22 protein-coding genes, 1 tRNA gene and 1 pseudogene are annotated in these 18,249 nt (G+C 66.3%); 9 read left to right on the top strand and 15 right to left on the bottom strand.

Annotated elements, in window-relative coordinates:
- Positions 1-56: 56 nt before the first annotated feature.
- The 4 genes from MUG95_RS08920 to MUG95_RS08905 form a co-directional block, all read right to left on the bottom strand.
- Positions 57-1,037 carry an oxidoreductase gene (locus MUG95_RS08920; protein WP_247005789.1) on the bottom strand — a complete coding sequence of 327 codons (981 nt, stop codon included), beginning with the start codon at positions 1,035-1,037 and terminating at the stop codon, positions 57-59.
- 115 nt (positions 1,038-1,152) lie between these two features.
- On the bottom strand, positions 1,153-1,455 hold the full coding sequence (locus MUG95_RS08915; protein WP_247005787.1) for a CPCC family cysteine-rich protein: 303 nt from the start codon (positions 1,453-1,455) through the stop codon (positions 1,153-1,155).
- 69 nt (positions 1,456-1,524) lie between these two features.
- Complete coding sequence (locus MUG95_RS08910) at positions 1,525-2,229, bottom strand: TIGR00266 family protein (RefSeq protein WP_247005785.1); 705 nt, start codon at positions 2,227-2,229, stop codon at positions 1,525-1,527.
- Positions 2,230-2,332: 103 nt separating this feature from the next.
- Positions 2,333-2,614 carry a DUF6360 family protein gene (locus MUG95_RS08905; RefSeq protein ID WP_247005783.1) on the bottom strand — a complete coding sequence of 94 codons (282 nt, stop codon included), beginning with the start codon at positions 2,612-2,614 and terminating at the stop codon, positions 2,333-2,335.
- 620 nt (positions 2,615-3,234) lie between these two features.
- On the opposite strand from MUG95_RS08905, the gene MUG95_RS08900 reads away from it, so the two are divergent.
- On the top strand, positions 3,235-3,414 hold the full coding sequence (locus tag MUG95_RS08900) for a hypothetical protein (protein ID WP_247005782.1): 180 nt from the start codon (positions 3,235-3,237) through the stop codon (positions 3,412-3,414).
- A gap of 19 nt (positions 3,415-3,433) precedes the next feature.
- Positions 3,434-3,670 (top strand): annotated as a pseudogene (locus MUG95_RS08895) (hypothetical protein); the annotation flags it as partial.
- A 52-nt stretch (positions 3,671-3,722) separates the two neighbouring features.
- Here the strand turns inward: MUG95_RS08895 and MUG95_RS08890 are convergent.
- Both MUG95_RS08890 and MUG95_RS08885 read right to left on the bottom strand, forming a co-directional pair.
- On the bottom strand, positions 3,723-5,486 hold the full coding sequence (locus MUG95_RS08890) for a nitrite/sulfite reductase (RefSeq protein WP_247005780.1): 1,764 nt from the start codon (positions 5,484-5,486) through the stop codon (positions 3,723-3,725).
- An 85-nt stretch (positions 5,487-5,571) separates the two neighbouring features.
- Positions 5,572-5,910 carry a DUF8134 family protein gene (locus MUG95_RS08885; protein ID WP_247005777.1) on the bottom strand — a complete coding sequence of 113 codons (339 nt, stop codon included), beginning with the start codon at positions 5,908-5,910 and terminating at the stop codon, positions 5,572-5,574.
- 324 nt (positions 5,911-6,234) lie between these two features.
- Here MUG95_RS08885 and MUG95_RS16880 point away from each other — a divergent pair, with 324 nt between their 5' ends.
- From MUG95_RS16880 to MUG95_RS08870, 4 genes are all read left to right on the top strand, one after another.
- Positions 6,235-6,369, top strand: coding sequence for a DUF8595 family protein (locus MUG95_RS16880; protein WP_256463849.1), 135 nt, complete (start codon positions 6,235-6,237; stop codon positions 6,367-6,369).
- A 50-nt stretch (positions 6,370-6,419) separates the two neighbouring features.
- Positions 6,420-7,088, top strand: coding sequence for a DUF7119 family protein (locus tag MUG95_RS08880; protein WP_247005775.1), 669 nt, complete (start codon positions 6,420-6,422; stop codon positions 7,086-7,088).
- Between the two features lie 41 nt (positions 7,089-7,129).
- Positions 7,130-7,241: transfer RNA gene (locus MUG95_RS08875), tRNA-Lys, on the top strand.
- A 229-nt stretch (positions 7,242-7,470) separates the two neighbouring features.
- Positions 7,471-7,686, top strand: coding sequence for a DUF8123 family protein (locus MUG95_RS08870; protein ID WP_247005773.1), 216 nt, complete (start codon positions 7,471-7,473; stop codon positions 7,684-7,686).
- A gap of 64 nt (positions 7,687-7,750) precedes the next feature.
- Here the strand turns inward: MUG95_RS08870 and MUG95_RS08865 are convergent, their stop codons facing one another.
- From MUG95_RS08865 to MUG95_RS08850, 4 genes are all read right to left on the bottom strand, one after another.
- Positions 7,751-8,254, bottom strand: a complete 504-nt coding sequence (locus MUG95_RS08865; RefSeq protein WP_247005771.1) for a DUF8231 family protein — start codon at positions 8,252-8,254, stop codon at positions 7,751-7,753.
- A gap of 87 nt (positions 8,255-8,341) precedes the next feature.
- Entirely contained in the window at positions 8,342-9,637 is a 1,296-nt protein-coding gene (locus MUG95_RS08860) for a DUF7405 family protein (protein WP_247005769.1), read from the bottom strand.
- 72 nt (positions 9,638-9,709) lie between these two features.
- Positions 9,710-10,606 (bottom strand): DUF7282 domain-containing protein, encoded by an 897-nt coding sequence (locus tag MUG95_RS08855; RefSeq protein ID WP_247005767.1) that lies wholly within the window; start codon positions 10,604-10,606, stop codon positions 9,710-9,712.
- A 42-nt stretch (positions 10,607-10,648) separates the two neighbouring features.
- A complete protein-coding gene (locus MUG95_RS08850) occupies positions 10,649-11,194 on the bottom strand; it encodes a DUF6789 family protein (protein WP_247005765.1) in 546 nt (181 codons plus the stop codon).
- A gap of 107 nt (positions 11,195-11,301) precedes the next feature.
- Here MUG95_RS08850 and coxB point away from each other — a divergent pair, with 107 nt between their 5' ends.
- From coxB to MUG95_RS08835, 3 genes are read left to right on the top strand one after another with little or no spacing between them, the layout of a single operon-like run.
- Positions 11,302-12,126, top strand: coding sequence for a cytochrome c oxidase subunit II (gene coxB, locus MUG95_RS08845; protein ID WP_372608200.1), 825 nt, complete (start codon positions 11,302-11,304; stop codon positions 12,124-12,126).
- A gap of 1 nt (position 12,127) precedes the next feature.
- On the top strand, positions 12,128-14,776 hold the full coding sequence (locus tag MUG95_RS08840; protein WP_247005763.1) for a cbb3-type cytochrome c oxidase subunit I: 2,649 nt from the start codon (positions 12,128-12,130) through the stop codon (positions 14,774-14,776).
- 2 nt (positions 14,777-14,778) lie between these two features.
- Positions 14,779-15,051, top strand: coding sequence for a cytochrome C oxidase subunit IV family protein (locus MUG95_RS08835; protein WP_247005761.1), 273 nt, complete (start codon positions 14,779-14,781; stop codon positions 15,049-15,051).
- Between the two features lie 6 nt (positions 15,052-15,057).
- On the opposite strand, the gene MUG95_RS08830 is transcribed toward MUG95_RS08835, so the two are convergent.
- From MUG95_RS08830 to MUG95_RS08810, 5 genes are all read right to left on the bottom strand, one after another.
- Positions 15,058-15,348 (bottom strand): DUF7410 domain-containing protein, encoded by a 291-nt coding sequence (locus tag MUG95_RS08830; protein ID WP_247005759.1) that lies wholly within the window; start codon positions 15,346-15,348, stop codon positions 15,058-15,060.
- Positions 15,345-16,715: a hypothetical protein gene (locus tag MUG95_RS08825; protein ID WP_247005757.1), complete on the bottom strand. Its 1,371-nt coding sequence runs from the start codon at positions 16,713-16,715 to the stop codon at positions 15,345-15,347. Before MUG95_RS08825 ends, MUG95_RS08830 begins: the two co-directional genes overlap by 4 nt.
- 48 nt (positions 16,716-16,763) lie before the next feature.
- On the bottom strand, positions 16,764-17,198 hold the full coding sequence (locus MUG95_RS08820) for a hypothetical protein (RefSeq protein WP_247005756.1): 435 nt from the start codon (positions 17,196-17,198) through the stop codon (positions 16,764-16,766).
- Between the two features lie 78 nt (positions 17,199-17,276).
- Complete coding sequence (locus MUG95_RS08815) at positions 17,277-17,828, bottom strand: DoxX family membrane protein (RefSeq protein ID WP_247005755.1); 552 nt, start codon at positions 17,826-17,828, stop codon at positions 17,277-17,279.
- A 182-nt stretch (positions 17,829-18,010) separates the two neighbouring features.
- On the bottom strand, positions 18,011-18,196 hold the full coding sequence (locus MUG95_RS08810) for a hypothetical protein (RefSeq protein ID WP_247005754.1): 186 nt from the start codon (positions 18,194-18,196) through the stop codon (positions 18,011-18,013).
- Positions 18,197-18,249 lie beyond the last annotated feature (53 nt).

Here is an 18,249-nt window from a genome sequence, read left to right as displayed (position 1 = left end):
TGAGATGCCGACCGCCGGGCGGAGGGGGCTGTCACAGTCCGATACGGGGCGGCCGCTCAGTCGGCCGTCGTCGTCGGCCGGAGGTCGAAGGAAACGCCGGTCAGTTCCTCGGAGGCGGTCCAGACGCGGCGGGCCAGTTCCTCGTCACGGGCACGACTGCTCGGCGTCTGTCGCTCCGGGTAGCCCCGCATCTGCATGAACCCGCCGGGACCGACGTACTCGCCGCCCTCGATGCCGTCGGCTGTCGCGGCGTAGCACATCGGGAGCGTGCCCGTCTCGGCGTCCTGTGCGACGACGGCGTTGGCCACCTTCATCATCAGCAACCGGAGCGTCGACCCGGCCTGTTCGGGGCCGCGTCGCTGGAGGCCCGTGTCGGCGTAGCCGGGGTGACAGCCGAGGCTGACCACCTCGTCCTCGCCCGCCGCCGCGAGTCGCCGGTCCAACTCGAAGGCAAAGAGGAGGTTCGCGAGCTTGCTCCGTCCGTAGGCGTCCCACTTGTCGTACGCGGCCTCCGCGTGGAGCAAGGACGCGGCATCCTCGTCGGTCAGGTCCGGGAACGCGCCGCGCTCGTGGAGGCCACTGGACTGGGTGACGACGCGGCTCTCACCCGGCGTGGCACACAGCACGTCGAGCAGGTGGCCGGTCAGCGCGAAGTGACCGAGGTGGTTGACGCCCATCTGCCGCTCGAACCCGTCGGCCGTCTCGCCGTACGGCAGGGCCATCACGCCCGCGTTGTTACAGAGGACGTGCAACTCGTCGTACTCGTCGGTGAACCCCTCGGCGAAGGCCGCGATGGAGGCACCGTCACCGAGGTCGAGTTCCCGCACGTCGAGCGTGGCGTCCGGGACCGACCGCCTGATGTCCTCGGCCGCGGCCGCCCCCCGGTCGACGCTCCGGCAGGCCAGCACGACGGCCGCGCCGTGCCGGGCGAGGACGCGCGCGCCCGCGAGACCGAGGCCGCTGTTCGCGCCGGTCACTACGACAGTCCGACCGTCGAGATTGGGTACGTCGTCGGCCGTCCACGTCCCGTCTGTCATGGACTGACGTAGAGCGGCCAGCTACAGAAAGCCACCGGCGAAGCCGAACGTCGGGTCGGGCCCGGCACGGACCTCAGACGGTCAGGTCTCTCGTGTGGATTTCGGCGGGAGCGGGCTACCCGTCGGCGTCCTCGTACGGCCAGTTCGGGTCGCGAACCTCGTCGTGGCGGGGGTGTCGGGTGTCCTCGGCGGCGGCGGGGACGCAGGCACCGTGTCGCTCGAAGTTCCGCCGGGCATCGGACAGCGACACGTGGTTGGTGTCGCTGACGTACCCCGTGTTGTGGAACTGGACCGGGTCGTCTATCCAGTCACAGACCGGACAGACCTCGTAGGACCCCGGTTGGTCCGCCGGGAGGGTCCGGTAGCCACAGCAGGGGCAGAACCCGAGTTCGCGCGACGCCGGGTTTCCCGGAGGCATGGCTGTGAGATACGGTTCCAAGCCACATATACCGTCTCCCGTGCTAGTTGGGTACTCGGGTGCGAGCGGTCAGAACTCCACGTCCACGTCACCGTCGCCGTCACCCGAGCCGGGAATCACGTCGGCTATCGTCTCCGCGAACGTGTCGAGTCCGCGGGTCTGGTACCACACCGTTCCGGGGCCAGTGAACTCCATCACGAGGCCCTCACCGCTGAGGAGGGTCGACTTGAGTCCGCCGACGCGACGCGCGTCGAACTCGACGCCGCCCTCCCACGCGACGACGTGTTCGTTGTCGACGACGTAGGATTCGCCGTGGTCGAGTTCGACACGCTCGATACCGCCGAACGCCTCGACGAAGACGCTGCCGCGCCCCTTCAGTGCCAGCGGCGTGATGCTCGCACCCGCAAGCATCGACTTCAGGCCGCCGAACTCGGCGTCGATGTCGATGGCCGGGTCCGACGCGAGGAACGCGCCGTCGACGGCGTAGAGCGTCTCGTCGGCGAGTTCGTGGTGCTGGACGTCGCCGGGCGTCGGCGGCGAGAGCGTCACGGTGCCGGGTTCGCCCTCGGCGGTGAACTCGTTCGCGAACATCGACTCGCCGCCGAGCATCGACTTCGCGGAACTCAACAGGCCGTCGCGACTGGACGTGGTCGCAATCGAGACGGACGGAGAGTGGCTGACCATCGCCCCGGGTTCGGCCAGAATCGTCTCGCCGGCGGCGAGTTCGACGACTAAATGCGTGTACGACGGTCGGTGAGTGAACTCGAATTCCATAGTGAGACCGGACGGCAGTGCGTCCGTCGGGCAGTTCGCCGACGCGTCCAATAAAACGTCGTGCCGAGTTTCCGTGTCAGAAACACAGCCGATGCCGGCGGTGCTACTCCTGTGCGTCCTCGACCTGCTGGGCGTACTCCTCCAACTCCGCGGCGAGTTCGCGTGCCTGTGCCGCCGAGAGCGTCACCTCGTCGGCGTGGGGCGTCACCGCCGAGAGTTGCGTGTTGTCCATCTCCAACTGGAGTGTGACGTGGTCGGGGTCCTTGCGCGGTGCCGAGACGTTGAGGACGGCCATCGCGTCCTCCTCGAAGCCGTGGCCCTCGACGCGGCCGTCGAGCAGGTCGAAGGTTGTGTACGCGTTGACCGTCATGATTCGGTCGACCATACACCACGGTTGGGGCGGATGGCCCTTACAACCCACCTTTTTCTATCGTTCGAGAGAGACATGTGCAACCGGTTACGGCGCGATACGGGACAAGAATCGACGACCGGCCCGACAAATGCCGAGGACAGTGAGAGCAGTAACATAGGTAATGAGCAGCGCGACGAATTTTAGTACAGAAGCTAGTGCGGGCCGTGGCAGGTTGTTCCGCTGTGAAGTGTTCTCTTCTGTGTGAATCCTATCGCTGAGAGCCGGGGATTCTCTGACTCTGCGCGGTTCAACCTGCGGAGACATGCATCTGTCTATGCAGCGGGCCGGTATAGTAAGACGTGCACTGATTCACTGTGAGAAACTCTGAGCGTCGCATAGCACCGTCGAACCTTGCACTCTGATTTCGTCAGTGTCTGTAACCGTCGAAACGGGCGTCCGAGATGGACAGCGTGTCTCGCGCTAGCTCTCGGCATGTCCAAGAGGGGCTGAACTGGTCAACAGAGCGCGTATGCTTCCCTCTGTGAAACGGTGCAATAGCCCTGGCGGGCCATCCTCCGTGTCGGATACGCTCTGGCCGCTACACGTGGTAACATATCGGTGCCGTTTTGCGGTGTTTGCCTGTACAGGTTGGTATGGGGAAGACGCTCGAGCGAAAAATCAGCCAAGTGGCCGGTCTGCTGTTGGTAGGGGTTCTCGGGCTCGGAATCACCGAGTTGGTCGGCGTAACCGATTTCCTCTCCTTGCAGTCGTTTGTAATCCTCTTTTTCGGCCTCGGTGCTTGTATGACAGTACTTCGGTGGGTGGCGTCTTGAGTCGAAAGTAGCGGTTACGCCACCCCCGACAACCGGTCGAACTGTGGAATTTTCAGATGCGATCGAGCAGTTCCAGACAGAACGACGAGAGATGGCACTCGTCATCGAAGACAGCGTGGTCATTGGACTGGTGACTGTCACTGACCTACTGGAAGCGGTCACCGGTAATATCGAAGCCCCACTCGACCGAGGCAACCGAGAGACGACTGTTGTTTCTGACTGCCGTGGTATCTCGTTTCTCCGTACCGAACACTGACATCCGCGTAAGCAGCGCGAGCGAGGAAATCCGCCGCAGTGAAGCGTGGCCGTCAGTCGTCGGACGGAATCGGTTCGCCGGCTCCGTCCGTCGGCGCGGGCGAGGCACCCATGTCGTCCTCGTCGGCGTAGGGGTACCACGTCATCTTCGTGTTGTGCATGTACGGGTCCTCGTAGCTGGTCTCCTCGGGGTCGGCGAGGGCCTGTAACTCCTCCTCGTCGCGGGCCGCGACGAACTCCCGGAACGACTGCCCGTCCGCGCGTTCGTCCTCGAAGGCCGCGAGCAGGTTCTCGATGTAGCCGGGTACCTCGTCGGCGGCGACGCGCATCTCCACCCAGTCGGCGAATCGGGGGTTCTCCCCGAGGCCACCGCCGAGGCCGATGTCGAACGCCTCGACTGGGTCGCCGTCCTTGCGGGTCTTCATCCCCCGCAGGGAGATGTCCGCAATCTGGGGCTGGGCACACGAGGCGGTACAGCCCGAGAGGTGGATGTGGAAGTCCTCGACGCCGGCGGGCAACTCGACGTTGTCCTTCAGCCAACGGGCGTAGCGGACCTGTCGGTTCTTGGTCTCGGTGATGGAGAGCGAACAGAACTCCGTGCCCGTACAGGCGATAGAGCCACGCATGAACGGGTGCGGGTCCGGCGAGTAGTCTTCGAGTAGGGGTTCGTCGAGGAACGCGTCGAGGTTCTCCTCGGGCACGTCCGTGACGATGATGTTCTGGCGTTGAGTCAGGCGGACCTCGCCGGAGCCGTACTCGTCGGCGAGGTTGGCAAGTTCCAGCGTGTCGTCGGCACCCATCCGGCCGACGAGGACGTCGAGGCCGACGTAGTAGTTGCCGTCGGGTTGCTCGTGGACGCCGACGTGGTCGCCGTGTTCGTCGGTGCGGCCGGCGTTGTAAGTGTAGTCCTCGCGCATGTCCTCGCCAGCGGTCGGGAGTTCGAAGTCGACGAACTCCTCCTGCAGGACGCGGCGCATCTTCTCGGGACCCCACTCGTCCACGAGGAACTTGATGCGGGCGTTGAAGCGGTCCTCGCGGTCACCGTACTCGCGGAACAGCGCGGACATCCCGGCGGCCACGTCGCTGGCCTGCTCCGGGGGCACCCACACGTCGATGTCGCGGGCGAAGCGGGCCTCCTTCCGGGAGAGGCCGCCGCCGACCCGGACGTTGAAGCCGAGTTCGCCGTCCTTCTCGGCGGGTTCGAAGGCGAGGTCGTTGATGTCGCCCTGCCCACAGCCCTGGTCACAGCCGGTGACGCTGACCTTCCACTTCCGGGGGAGGTTGGCGTAGTCGTCGTTGCCCTTGAACGTCTCGTGGAGTTCCTCGGCGACGGGCCACGCGTCGATGTGTTCGTGTTCGTCCTTCCCGGCGACGGGACAGCCGACGATGTTGCGCCACGAGTCACCACAGGCTTGCTGGGTCGAGAGACCGTGTTCCTCCAGTTTCTCGAAGATGTCCGGCACGTCCTCCAGTTTTATCCAGTGGAGTTGAATCGACTGGCGGGTCGTCCAGTCACAGTACGCGCCGCCGAACTCGGGGTTCTCGGCGGGACCGGTGGCGTACTCCTTTGCCACCTCGCCGACGACTTCCAGTTGGCCCGGTTCGAGGACGCCGTTGGGCGTCCCGATACGCATCATGAAGTAGCTCTCTTGGCCGGACCGCTGGTGGTACAGGCCCCACCACTTGAACCGCTCGAACCACGCGTCGTGTTCGTCGTCGGGGATAGCGTCCCACCCCTCCTCGGCGAAGCGCATGAGGTGCTCGCGGATTTCGTTCCCGTACACCTCCGATTTCCAGTTCTCGACCTTGCTCGGCATATCGACTCTCTAGCGGGTCACACATATACTACCATCACCTCCGACAAGCCTGCCCACCTCTGCAGGATACCAGAACTTGTTGCCGCTACTCGGGCGTCGCCAGCCGCGTCCGCTTCCGGGGCACGTGAACGCTCTCGGGGACGACGGAGTAGAATTCGCCGTCCTCGGGGTTGATGACGCGGCCGACGGTGAGCCAGTCGGTTACGCCACTCTCGCCACACTGGATACACTGGCCGGCGAAGCGGGCGGCGATGTCCGGCGGGTCGACGCCGACTTCGACGACGCCCTCGGCGAGGAAGTCCGCGAGGTCGCAGGGACAGAACTCGTGGCGGGCGACGCGCCACAGGTCGCTGACGTTCACTTCCCGAGAGTCGTTGACGCTTATCCACGCCCCGTCGTCTAACTGGTGAACGTCCGTCGTCATTCGTCCGTGCTACGCCGTCCGGGCATGTGAGTCGTTCGTTTCCGGTCAGTGTTCGGGATACACCACGAGACTGGCGCGACAGCCCACGAGAATGGCGATTCCACGCCGAGGGTCGACCGGCGGTGGCCGTCAGAGATAGGGCACACGTTTTGCCGGTATGTGGGAGTACGGGTATGGTTTACGCCTGAAAGAGCCCTTATTGTGTCGGGGTTCGTATAGAGAACCGATGAGAGAGACCGACGGTGTGGCGCGAGGTGTTCGGCAGCACACCTCCGCCGACGTTGCACCCGAACTGTACGAGTTGCCACGGGAGCGGGGATACCGATGACAGAGGAATCAGACCCCGAAGAGGAACCGGAAGTCTCGACTGACCACCTCGACGACATCGACGACGGCTGTGGCTGTGCCGAAGTGTGGGAACACACGAGCGAGCGTCGGCAGGCTGACGCCGACGACTGAGCCCGCGACTACGGGACGCTTTTGTCCGTTGGCTTCCATAGCCACGAGTGATGACTGACCGGCCCACAGAGGGTCCGCCGACCGACCGTGAGTCGCCTGTGGGGCACCCGGTCGTGCGTGGCGACCCGCGACTCACTGGCGAACACGCCGAGCGTGCGGTCGCGTTCGACCCCGAGGACCCCGAGAGCCTCGCCCGGGCCGCCGAGACAGTCGCGCAGTTCTCACAGAACACCGCCGGAGCCGCCGACAACGTGTACGTACTCCGCGGTGCCGCGGCCTGTGCCGCGCTGGTCCGTGGCGAAGGGTCGTACAAGGCCGCCGCCGAGCGCGCCGGTGGTGAGGCGACCATCGCCTTCATCCGCAAGTGGTCCCGCGTCCACGACCTCCCGCGAGCCATCCGCAAACACGTCGCAATGGGAGAAGTCGCACCGACGGCGGCCAAACACATCGCCCGTGTCAGCGGCGAGGCGCGCCTCCTACTCGCGTGGGCCGTCCTCGACCACGACATGACCGTCCGGCAGGTCCGATCGGTCGCCAGTACCGTCAACGACGGTGCCGACGTGGAGCGTGCCCTCGCCGACGAGGGCATCACGCTCGGCCACATGAGCCTCGACCTGCCCCGCGAGGAGTACTGTGAACTCCGTCGTCGGGCCTCCCTCGAGGATGTGGCACCCGGCGCGCTCGTCGCCGACGCCCTCGCGGAGTACCTCGATTCCTGAATCGTAACTGTTTACCACTCGACCGCCCGACTGGATTACGAGGGCCGGTAGCTCAGTTAGGCAGAGCGTCTGGCTTTTAACGAAACCGCACGCCGGGTTTGGGTGGTTTCGGAAGATACCAGATGGTCGGGGGTTCAACTCCCTCCCGGCCCGCTCCTGTGACGAACGGACGTGAAGAGCGGAGCGGCTACGGAGGGAGTTGAACCCAGTCAGTCGCGCACAGCAGTCTTGAGCACGTCTGGCTCCGGTTCAACTCCCTCCCGGCCCGTTGTCCCGCGAACAGTAGTGAGCAGTGACAACGCCAGTGGGAGAATCGAACGGTCGGCGACCCCAGTCCGTTCGAACCGCACGATTTACCACCGAGACGACAGAGAGAGACGGTATGGACGGGACACTGTTCGCTGACAGACTAGAGGTACTGGGGTTGGTCATGGGTGCGTTTCTGGTGCTCGTGGGGTTGGGCGCGCTCGTGGGACTGCCGTGGCAAACGTCACGGACGCTCCTCGTGGGACTCGTGCAGGTCATCGGCGCGCTACTGGCTATCGCAGTCGGGGCTGGACTGGCACTGCTGACGCGGGACGGCCAGCCGCTGGCCTGATCGGTTACGCGGCGTTTCGTGTCGAGACGTGGGGGTATCGGCGGCGAGTCGAAAACGAGGCTTCTCAGTCCTTGACGGGCAGGTACGCGGCGGCGAGCAGGATGATGGCGGCGAAGAGGCCGACGATTGTCACGCCCCAGAAGCCGTTCATCCGCTCGGCGAAGTACGCCTGCCGGTCGAGGTCGGCGGCGTAGTTCTGGTAGTTGGCAGTGAGTTGGACGGTACTGTTGTCGGGCATGTACGCCAAGTACGTCTGGCCGTTGAGCGTCGTGTTCGCGCCGCTCGCGATGTTGACTTCCTCCGTCGTGGCGTTCGCGCCCGACTCGTTGGTCCATTCGAGAGTGCCGCCTCGCTCGATTTCGCCCTCCTCGGTCGACTCGGCGGTGATTTCGGCGAGGGTGTACTCGCGGCCGTCGACTGTGAACGATTCACCCTGCGACACCGTGTAGGCGGGGTCTTCGAGTGACACGGTCGGTCGTTGGGCGTCGGCGACCGACATGTACCCGAAGGCACCCGCCCCGATGACGAGGAAGAAGACGAAGTAAATCGCCGCGGCTCGTCGTTGCATATTCTGAGCGACGGTAGCCCCGGTTTTAACGGTTGCTTTTCACCACGAGACGAGCAGATGCGGAGCGTTCCGCCGTTGAGGCGGCCGTCACTCGGGTCGCGGGGTCGGGAGCGCGCGGTGGCGACGCGGCGGCACGAGGAAGTTCCCCCGGTGTTTGACGAAGATGTATTCGAGAATACCGTTGTTGACCCGCTGGCGGATGGCGGGGTTGTCGGTGAGGTCCGCGCCGTTCATCGCCTCGCGGACCGCCTCGAAGGCCGAGATGCCGCGCTGGAGCGAGGGGAAGTGGAGGCTCGCCACGTCGTCGTCGGTGGACTCGAAGTGCCGCCGGAGCAGGCGGACGTTACCGTCCGCGTCGCGATTGGCGCGGGCGGCCTTCTGTGCGTGGCCGACGCGGCCGTGTTCGCGGATGTGCTCCCGTATCGTCTCGGAGTCGAGGAACTGGTCGATGCCGCTGTCGCTCCCGAGATTGTCCCCGACACCGGAGACTAGTTCCTGCTCGGCGTGGGCAGGGCTGAACATCTCCATCACCCGCTCCTCGAAGGTCTGCTCGCCGTACCAGTCGTCGAGCCGCTGGCGGAGGTTCGAGACGTGTTTGGTCGTCCCGCCCGCGAACGGCCCCGCGTCGATGGTGACGTACTCCTCTGTGGCCTGATTGCCGCGAAAGCCCGCCTCGAAGCCCATGAACAGCGGGGACGCCTCGGGGACGGGGTTGGAGTCGGGGATACCCGCCACGTCCTGTCGCTCGGCGGGCATCCCGGGGCCGACGAACCCCGTCCGACGGTCGTCGACGGTCATCGCGTCGGTCAGTTTCGCGTCCACGCCGACGCCGTTGGCCTCGCTCCGGTCGCCCACGACGGCCGCCTCGGCTTCGAGCACCACGTCGGCGCGGTCGCTGGCGAGGTGGAGCAGGGCGTCTTGGGTGTCGAGCGTCGGCGTCTCGAACCCCGACAGGCGGCGTGGCTGTGGGAGGTCGATTTCGTCGGGCAGGGCGGCGTCGAACCGCTCGAAGTACGACGGGGAGTAGGCCATCGAGTAGACGAGGCCCTCGTTGCTCCGCTCGTAGGCCCGGTCGAGGGTGGCGAGGGCCGCCTCGACGGTTTCGCGGTCACCCGCACCGGGCGGCCCCGTCCCGTCGAGGGTGAGGTACAGGAGCGTCTGGTGACGGGGGAGGCTGGTGTTGCCGTCGGCGTCCGTCCGCACGTGGTCGTTCCACGCGTGCTGACGGTCGGGGAGGGTCGCCGGGTCGTCGACGCCGGCGGGAACGGGGTCGGCCGAGCGCGGTGCGGCGTCGAGACACGCGCTCAGCGCGCTCGCGCCGCCGGCCGCGACGGCGGCCTTCAGGAACTGTCTGCGGGGGAGCGAGTCGTCGAGGTCGGTCATCGACTCACCTCGCACCGTCCGGTCATGGGTTCGAGGTAGCCGCCCGGGACAAAAGACCGTTCTGTTTGCTCGTCACCGGTCCCGGACGACGGCGGCGAGGGCGAGGAGTGCGAGGAACCCGAGGCCGACACCGAACCCGCCGCCCGTCGCGTCCGTCGTGGTTCGTCCGGGTGCCTCACCCGGCGTCGGAGTGGTGATGCTGACCGACTGGCGCGCAGTCGGGTCGTACCGGCTGGCGACCGGGTTCCCGGCGACCCGGACCGGCGGGTCCGCGGTGGGGTCGAACTCGCCGTCGCCGTCGTCGGCGTGGACCGCGACGACCACCGACCCGTTCGGTCGTCGGTCCAGCGGCACGGTCACGTCGGTGTGGTGGCCAGCCGAGAGCGACAGCGACCCGAGCGGGTCACCGTCCGTCCCGTTCGCGGCCGGGTAGACGGCGAGGTGTCCCGGACGGGCGAGACTCGTGGCGGCGACCGGGATGCCGTCCGCGGCGTCGCCGGCGCCGGCCGTGACGACGGTCACCGGCGCGTCGCCCGTCCGGAGTGGGAACCGGTCACCGGCCGGCTCACCGAGCCTCAGCAACATGCTGTCCGTCTCGGGGTCGAACTCGCCGTCGCCGTCGTCGGCGTGGAGGACGGCCCACACCGTCGTGTTGCCGGTCACTCGGTCCCACGCGTCGGAATCGAACTGCACGCGGACGCCAGTGTGGCGGCCCCTGTCGAGCGGGCGGGACCCGAGGACGCGCCCGGGTGAGCCCCCATCGTCTGCCCGGAGAACGAGGTGGGCCGATTCGGCGACCACGGCTTCCTCGACGACGACGGAGCCGTTCGCGGAGACTTGCGGCGTGGCAGTGGCGTGGTTCCCGTGGGCGGCGGCGACACCGGCGGCCGCCACGAGGAGGACGACGGCGACGCTGGCGAGGACGAGGAGCGAGTGGGGAGACAGGGGTGACCGGCGACGGGACGCCATCGACAGCCCGTCGGGGCGGCCCGGACTTGTGGGTTCGGGTCCTCAGACCAGCGTGTCGGGCCGGTCGGAGAGGTAATCGAACACGGACCCGAGAGAGAATCCGTACGCGAGGTGGGCGACGAGGGTGAGGACGGCGTACAGCACCAGCGTCGGCAACCCGGCGGCGATGCCCTCGGAGAAGGCCAGCACGAACCCGGTCCAGAGGACGAACCCGTACGGCAGGCCCTTCGTGGCGAACTTCTCGCCCGGGAGGTACGAGCCGATGGAGGCGAACAACAGCGGCCACGTCACCATCCCGCCAGCGAGGAAGATGAGGTACCCCAGCGCGAGCGGGCTGATGGGAACGACAGCACCGAGGCCCGTGAGTTCGGCCAGCAGGGCGAACGTCGCCATGTCGAAGGCGTTCAGTGCCGAAGCGATGAACAGCCCCACCGTCATCGCGGCCGTCCCGACGAGGCCTCCGACCGCACCGATGAGGCCGTCGGTGAGGATACCGGCGAAGTGGTCGAAATCCGGTTCGGCGACCTCCGACCCGACTTCGGGGCCGAGTTCCTCCGTCGCTCCGGTCTGTGTGTCATTGTCTGCCATGTGTGTTAGTACCACGTGCTTCGCATAAAATCTTCCCCACATGTTCGGCCCAATAATGTCAATAACCCCCAAATGAATAAGTACCATGGCAATAGATAACGCGCAACATTGTGACGGGGACAGAACCACTCGCCCCGGTGCCCGGACAACTCGGTGGGTTGTTGCCCAGGGGGACCCGCGTGGAGGTGTTCGAGAGCATCTACGAGGTGTTTCTCGTCCTCGGGACGCTCGTCGGTGTCGTCGTCGTCGGCTACATGCTGTACAACGCCTACAAGTACCGGGACGACGGCTCGGCGGTAGCGTCCGAGGAAGACCGGCCGACGCTCGGTGAGTTACCCGAGGGCGGCGGGAAAGGGCGGAAACTCGCGCTCTCGTTCGCCCTGAGTGCGATAATCGTCATCTCGCTCGTCCTCTGGACGTACGCGATGTTGCTGTACGTCGAGTCCGGGACGCCCGCGAACGCACAGGCGGCGGTCCAAGACGGGGGACAGGCCGCGGCGACAGACGGCGGGCAGGCGGCACAGTCGGACCCGGTGACGGTCCGAGTCGAGGGATTCCGGTTCGGGTGGCGGTTCGTCTACCCGAACGGCCACGGGTCCTCGACGTTGCGCGTCCCGGCGGACAGACGCGTCTGGCTGAACGTCACCGCGACGGACGTGTTCCACAACTTCGGCATCCCGGCGTTCACGGTCAAGACCGACGCCATCCCGGGGATGACGACGCGAACGTGGTTCATCGCCGAGGAGACGGGCACCTACACGGCCAAGTGCTACGAACTGTGCGGGGCCGGCCACTCCTACATGACTGCCCCCGTCGAAGTCATGCCGCCGTCGGAGTACGAGACGTGGTACGCGAACACGACGGCCGCGAACGACACTGAGACGAGTGAAACCGAGTCGACGGCGGCGGTCCGCCCGGAGGTGACGCCCTGACATGCCCGAGGACACCGACCCGACCGACGGGGGGGCACCGAGCGGCGACGACGTGGCCGGCGTCGCGGCCGACGGTGGCCGTCCACAGGAAGCCGACGGCGGACACGTCGCGGGGGACCTGCCGGCATCCGAAGCGGACGACCACAGTCACGAGTTCCCCGGGAAGGAACAGCTCAAGCGGTGGTTCGTCACGACCAACCACAAGGACATCGGCGTCCTCTATCTGGTCACCTCGCTGTTTTTCTTCGTCTTCGGCGGCGTGTTGGCACTCCTGATGCGGGTCCAGCTGCTGGCACCGCGCGCGCCCGGCGAGGGCATCATGGGCGCGCTGGCGTACAATCAGGCGGTTTCGGCCCACGGCCTGTTGATGGTGTTTTTCTTCATCTCGCCGTTCGCCTTCGGGCTGGCGAACTACCTCGTGCCGCTCCAGTTGGGCGCGAAGGACCTCGCGTTCCCCCGCCTGAACGCCCTCTCGTACTGGCTGTACCTCGCTGCGGGACTGCTGTTCGGCGTTTCGTTCTTCCAAGAGGCGACGTTCTCGGGCGGGTGGACGCTGTACGCGCCACTGAACGTCCCCGCGTTCACGCCCGAGGTGGGTGCGACGACGGCGGTGTTCGCCCTGCTCCTGTTCGTCGTCTCCGTCACGGTGTCGGGGGTGAACTTCATCACGACGATGCACCGCATGCGCGCCGAGGGGCTGACCCTCCGGCGGATGCCCATCTTCAGTTGGACAATCCTGCTGACGGTGTGGATGATGCTTTTCGCCTTCGCCGCGCTGCTGGCCGCCCTGCTGATTCTCTCGGCCGACCGCCTGCTCGGGACCACCTACTTCACCACCGAAGTCGGCGGGTCCCTGCTGTGGACGCACCTGTTCTGGTTTTTCGGCCACCCCGAGGTGTACATCGTGTTCTTCCCCGCGCTGGGCGTGATGGCCGAGGTGTTCCAGACGTTCACCGGCCGCCGCCTCGTGGGACGCAAGTGGTTCATCCTCGCGATGGTGCTGGTCGCGCTCCAGAGTTTCGTCGTCTGGATGCACCACATGTTCCTGACGGCCATCAACCTCGAAATCAAGACGCTGTTCATGGCGACGACCATCGGCATCTCGCTGCCGTTCGACCTGATGGTCTTCTCGCTCATCTACACCATGATAAAGGGCCGCATCCGCTTTTCGACGCCGTTCCTGTTCGCCTTCGGCGCGCTGGTCCTGTTCATCATCGGGGGCATCACCGGCGTGTTCCTCGGCGCGGTGGTGCTCGACTACGAATTCCGGGGGACCTACTGGGTCGTCGCGCACTTCCACTACGTGATGGTCGGCGGCGCGACGGCCCTGTTCGGCGGCCTCTACTACTGGTTCCCGAAAGTCACGGGCAAGATGTACGACGAGGTCCTCGGGAAGGTCCACTTCGCCATGTACTTCGTCGGGTTCAACCTGCTGTACTTCCCGATGTTCCTCGCGTGGCAGACGCCGCGCCGCGTGTTCCAGTACGACCCCGCCTTCACCGGGTGGCACCAACTGGCGACGGTCGGCGCGTTCGTCCTCGGGGCCTCCTTCCTCGTGATGTTCTACAACCTCTTCGTCAGCCTCGTGGCGGGCGAGGACGCCGCGGACAACCCGTGGCGGTTCTCCCGAACGGCCGAGTGGGCCGTCCCCTCGCCCCCGCCGCTGGAGAACTTCCCCGGGATTCCGAGTTACGCGGAGGGGAGACTCTCCTTCCACTCGGACGGGAGCGCGACGGCCGCCGCGGACGGGGGCGAAGCGACCGACAGCGGCGTCGTCGACGCCTACGACGACCACGCGGACCACGTCGAGAGCCACGCGAGCGTCTGGCCGTTCGCCATCAGCGTCGCGTCGTTCGTCCTCTTGGTCGGTCTCTCGGGCATCACGTCGGGTGACCCGGAAACAGTTCCGACGAGTCTCGGCGTGTTCGAGTCGCTGGGGCTGACGACCATCCAACCCACGTACTTCGTGGTGGCACTCGGCGGGTTCCTCGCCCTCGGCGCGACGCTTTTGGGCCTGACCCGCGAGCGGTTCGCCGGACCCGAGGGGCCGTTCGGCGAGTCGTGGCCCTTCGCCGGCGTGGACAACACGAAACTCGGCGTGTGGGTATTCCTGGCCTCGGACGTGGTGCTGTTCGGCGCGTTCATCGGCTCGTTCGTCTTCCTCCGGGTCGCCGAGGGGTGGACCCACTGGCACCACGCCCTCGTCCCGGCGGAACACGTCGTGATGCCGGGACTCGTCAACACCTACCTGCTGTTGACCAGCAGTTTCGCCGTCGTGCTGGCGATGGTGTTCGCCCGGCGTGAGAGCCGGGCGGGTGTCGTCGCCAGCCTCGTGGCGACGGTAGCGTTGGGCGTCGGCTTCCTAATCAACAAGGGCATCGAGTGGGACCACCTGTTCCACATCAGCACGGAGGCGTTCCCGAACGGCTGGGGGCTGACCACGAACGTCGCGTCTTCGACGTTCTACCTGACGACGGGGTTGCACGGCCTGCACGTCACCATCGGGCTGGTCATCGCGGGGTACATGATAGTCCGGGCGTGGAACGGAGCCTACCTCGGCGACGACGAACCCATCGAGTTGTTCGGGTTGTACTGGCACTTCGTGGACATCGTGTGGCTGTTCCTGTTCCCGCTGTTCTACATCCTGTGACAATGACCCGAACGAAACTCTACGCGGCGATATACGTGGTCCTGTTCGTCCTCGCCACGGTGCAGGCGGGACTGGAGATGTTCACGGACCTGCTCGATTCGGCCTACTGGTTGGCGTTCGGGGTTATTATCGTGCTGTCCGTCGCCAAGGCCGTCGTCGTCGCGGGCTACTACCAGCACCTCCGTTGGGAACCGCGGTCGCTGACCTATCTCTATCTCATCGGCGTGGGCGCGGCACTCGCGCTGACGATGGCCGCCTCCTACTCCATCCTCTGACCGCCGTCACCCGCCGGCCTGTAGGCTCAACACGACGAGATAGAGGACGAACAGGGCGGCGTAGGTGGCCACGAGCGCGCCCACGACCTTGAGGTGGTAGACGAACAGGTCGTCGCGTTCGTCGTCGACGGCCGCCGCCACTGCCGTCCGTTCGTCGTCGGTCAGAGTATCGCGGTGGCACTCCCCGAGATGTACGTCGCGCAACCGTTCACGCGGGAACGGCCGGCCACAGTACGGACAGCGCGCGGGCGTCTCGTCGGCGGGGACGCGAGTCTCGGGTGTCGGTGTCTCGGTCATAGGAACGGGGGTTCGGTGAACGGTTGAGACACTATCCACATGCTCGTCGCCGTGTAGCACACCATCGCGGCGAGGAAGGGGTACTGACTCCGCAGCGGCTGGATGTGGCCGGTGAACACCTCGAACGAGCGACTGTGTGCGACCCAGACCGCGAGGAGGTGGCCACCGACGACGAGGGCGAGTTGGAGGCCACCGAACCACCCCGGCAGGACGGCGACTGGCACGGTCGTGGGTGGGGTGAACGGCTGGCCGAGGACGGCCAGAAGCGACGGCGCGAGGCTCAGGAAGTACCCCAGAAAGTGCGCGAGGTGATACCCCGCCGCGATGGGGAGCAGGGCGGGCGCGAACCACCCCGCGAGGTAGCGCGCAGAGACGTAGGTGTCGGCCGTGCGACGCGCCCACCGGGCGACGCCACGGTAGACGGCGAGAAAGAGCACGAAGCCCGCGAACATGGCTACCGCGTACACCGCGAGTGCGGGGACACCCGCACGGACGACGGGGCCGACGAGGGACTCCCACGCGGGCGTCGTGACGACGCCGTCGAACGTGGTCACCCACAGCAGCGCGACGACGAACGCAGTTCCGGCGGCAGGTTCGGGGCTTGTTTCCTTCGTGAGTTGTGCTCCAGGTGTGCGGAGAGAAACCCCGTCGCCGGCCCACTGGAGGGGTGCGAGACGGCCGTAATACCGAAAGACGGCCGCGATGGGGTCGACGTTTCCGAACCACCCGTCGATACCCACGAAGGTAGCTCCAGCGAGTGCGACGACGGTGTACGTGAGGACGACCGCCCCCAGCAGACGTGGTGCGGAGGCGACGGGCGTCACCACCTCGACGAACACGAGGACGAGTAGTCCGGCGACCGCCGGCCACGGCCCGAGGCGGTCGGGGTAGTCGACGACCCCGTTCGGCCCGAGGCGAGCGAGCGTTCGCCACGGGTCGATGGCGGGCCACGTGTTCGCCACCAGATACACCGACATCGTGTAGCCGGCCCACCACCCGGCCCAGACGAACAGGACAGCAGCGTTCGCGCTCCCGGCGTCGGGGCCGGCGAACGCGACGACGAGGACGGCGAGGAGGGTGACGACGCCGCCGACACGGGTCGCTCGCGTGAGGCACCGCCGGAGCGTCGGGGCTGGTGGGAGCGTCAGCCCACGGTCGTTGAGTGCACGGATCGCATCGTGGTCGGTCAGAAAACTCGTCAGGAGGAACGACGCCCCGATGACGCTGGCCCCAGTCACCGTGACCAGCCACGACGGAATCGGGGCGGAACGGAAGGTACCGCTCAGCGACCCGGCGTGTGCGGCCACCGGTCGCGAGAGTCCCGCGAGCACACAGCAAGCGAGGGGGGCGGCGACGGAGCGGCGCATCTCAGCGGCGATGACACGGCGTGGCCGGATAAACTGACCGGCGACCCCTCACAGCACGTCACGCAGTCGCAACGAGACGACGGCGACGACGAGCATCCCCACCATCCACGCCGCCGCCGCCAGTGCCGCCGGGCGGTGAAGCCCCCGGTAGCGGACGGCGTGATACACACCCCAGACGAGGTACAACAGGACTACGCCGGCGAGGACGCCGACCAGCCACAGACCCAGACCGGGGACGGACGGCAGGAGAGACCCACCGGTGACGAACAGCAACACGCCCGCGACGCCGACGGCGGATAGCGCGAGGAAGGTGACCGTCCACGCGACGGGACTCCCGGCGACGCGCCGGAGCGTCGCCGCCCCCTCGTTCGTGGCAGGCACTGCGTGGGTCCGTCGCGGCCCGAACGACCGAACCGCGACCACTGTCGCCGCGAGCAACAGGCCCATCAGGAGCGTACTCGCGAGTAGCGTGGACTGGACCATCGTACGTTACACTGTACCACACTACAACGTACCGACACTTAAGTGTTGACCGGGGCCGCGGCCCGGTTGGTCGGCATCTCAGCCGAGGAACAACCGGAGGCGCGGGTGGTTCTGGACGAACTCGGTGTCTTCGAGCCACCGGTCCAACCCGAGGATGCGGCCGGCACCGAACGCCCCGAGGCCGAACAACAGGAGTGCGTAGACGATGTGACTACTGACGAAGAACCCGTGTTCGATGGGGAGTCCGGCCATCAGGCCGCCTTGGAGGTGCGCCGCCCAGAACAGTACCATCTGGAGTGCCCCGAAGAACGCCGCGAGGCGAACGACGACACCGAGGATGAGGACGAGTCCCAGGAGGACCTGCCCCCACACGACCAACATATCGACGAACGGCGACCCGGCCATGGCGGCCCACAGGCCGCCGAACGGGTTCCCTTCGGGGACGGCGTTTTCGAGGAACCCAGCAGCCGTCCAACCGCCCGGCGTCAACAGTTTGGTGATGCCGGCCTGGAGGAACACCCATCCCATCACCAGCCGGAGGCCCACGAGGGCGTATCCGACCCAGTGTTCGGAGTAATCAAAGCGCGTCTCGCGGCCGAAGAGTTCAGCCTCTAGTGTGCGTGTGGACATGTTCGGTCACCTCTACATGAGGGTATCTTCCAGTACCGGAAATAAATGTAACAGCCAGTTCCCGACAGTCGAGAACGCTGGCGGGTGACTTGGCCGGAGCCGTCGCTACCGGAAGCCGAACGCCGGCGACGCGTCGACGAGCGGACGCCGGCAGTGCGGTGTCGTCGTTGTCTTGACCGGAGTCATCGATACTCCGCGAGCGATATCGCCTCGGACGCCCGTATCCATCGGTCCCCGTGTCCGGTATCGCTGTCGTAGATGCAGACGCCACCGTCCTCAGTTCGCTTGCACCGATACCGCTCGTACGTCTCGGAGTCAGGCCCAGCCGTCGGAAACCGACCGTCGGCGTCGTAGGTGTTCGGGGACATGGATTGACACCGCCTGGGTAGGGGTACCAGACATCAGGGAATTGTCGCCGTAG

The organism is Halorientalis litorea (assembly GCF_023028225.1).
Taxonomy (GTDB): Archaea; Halobacteriota; Halobacteria; order Halobacteriales; family Haloarculaceae; genus Halorientalis; species Halorientalis litorea.
This window is presented reverse-complemented; position numbering and strand designations above follow the sequence as displayed.

Coding starts and splice junctions, on each gene's coding strand:
- MUG95_RS08920 (WP_247005789.1), bottom strand. CDS start 1,037: ATGACAGACGGGACGTGGACGGCCGACGACGTACCCAATCTCGACGGT.
- MUG95_RS08915 (WP_247005787.1), bottom strand. CDS start 1,455: ATGCCTCCGGGAAACCCGGCGTCGCGCGAACTCGGGTTCTGCCCCTGC.
- MUG95_RS08910 (WP_247005785.1), bottom strand. CDS start 2,229: ATGGAATTCGAGTTCACTCACCGACCGTCGTACACGCATTTAGTCGTC.
- MUG95_RS08905 (WP_247005783.1), bottom strand. CDS start 2,614: ATGGTCGACCGAATCATGACGGTCAACGCGTACACAACCTTCGACCTG.
- MUG95_RS08900 (WP_247005782.1), top strand. CDS start 3,235: ATGGGGAAGACGCTCGAGCGAAAAATCAGCCAAGTGGCCGGTCTGCTG.
- MUG95_RS08890 (WP_247005780.1), bottom strand. CDS start 5,486: ATGCCGAGCAAGGTCGAGAACTGGAAATCGGAGGTGTACGGGAACGAA.
- MUG95_RS08885 (WP_247005777.1), bottom strand. CDS start 5,910: ATGACGACGGACGTTCACCAGTTAGACGACGGGGCGTGGATAAGCGTC.
- MUG95_RS16880 (WP_256463849.1), top strand. CDS start 6,235: ATGACAGAGGAATCAGACCCCGAAGAGGAACCGGAAGTCTCGACTGAC.
- MUG95_RS08880 (WP_247005775.1), top strand. CDS start 6,420: ATGACTGACCGGCCCACAGAGGGTCCGCCGACCGACCGTGAGTCGCCT.
- MUG95_RS08870 (WP_247005773.1), top strand. CDS start 7,471: ATGGACGGGACACTGTTCGCTGACAGACTAGAGGTACTGGGGTTGGTC.
- MUG95_RS08865 (WP_247005771.1), bottom strand. CDS start 8,254: ATGCAACGACGAGCCGCGGCGATTTACTTCGTCTTCTTCCTCGTCATC.
- MUG95_RS08860 (WP_247005769.1), bottom strand. CDS start 9,637: ATGACCGACCTCGACGACTCGCTCCCCCGCAGACAGTTCCTGAAGGCC.
- MUG95_RS08855 (WP_247005767.1), bottom strand. CDS start 10,606: ATGGCGTCCCGTCGCCGGTCACCCCTGTCTCCCCACTCGCTCCTCGTC.
- MUG95_RS08850 (WP_247005765.1), bottom strand. CDS start 11,194: ATGGCAGACAATGACACACAGACCGGAGCGACGGAGGAACTCGGCCCC.
- MUG95_RS08840 (WP_247005763.1), top strand. CDS start 12,128: ATGCCCGAGGACACCGACCCGACCGACGGGGGGGCACCGAGCGGCGAC.
- MUG95_RS08835 (WP_247005761.1), top strand. CDS start 14,779: ATGACCCGAACGAAACTCTACGCGGCGATATACGTGGTCCTGTTCGTC.
- MUG95_RS08830 (WP_247005759.1), bottom strand. CDS start 15,348: ATGACCGAGACACCGACACCCGAGACTCGCGTCCCCGCCGACGAGACG.
- MUG95_RS08825 (WP_247005757.1), bottom strand. CDS start 16,715: ATGCGCCGCTCCGTCGCCGCCCCCCTCGCTTGCTGTGTGCTCGCGGGA.
- MUG95_RS08820 (WP_247005756.1), bottom strand. CDS start 17,198: ATGGTCCAGTCCACGCTACTCGCGAGTACGCTCCTGATGGGCCTGTTG.
- MUG95_RS08815 (WP_247005755.1), bottom strand. CDS start 17,828: ATGTCCACACGCACACTAGAGGCTGAACTCTTCGGCCGCGAGACGCGC.
- MUG95_RS08810 (WP_247005754.1), bottom strand. CDS start 18,196: ATGTCCCCGAACACCTACGACGCCGACGGTCGGTTTCCGACGGCTGGG.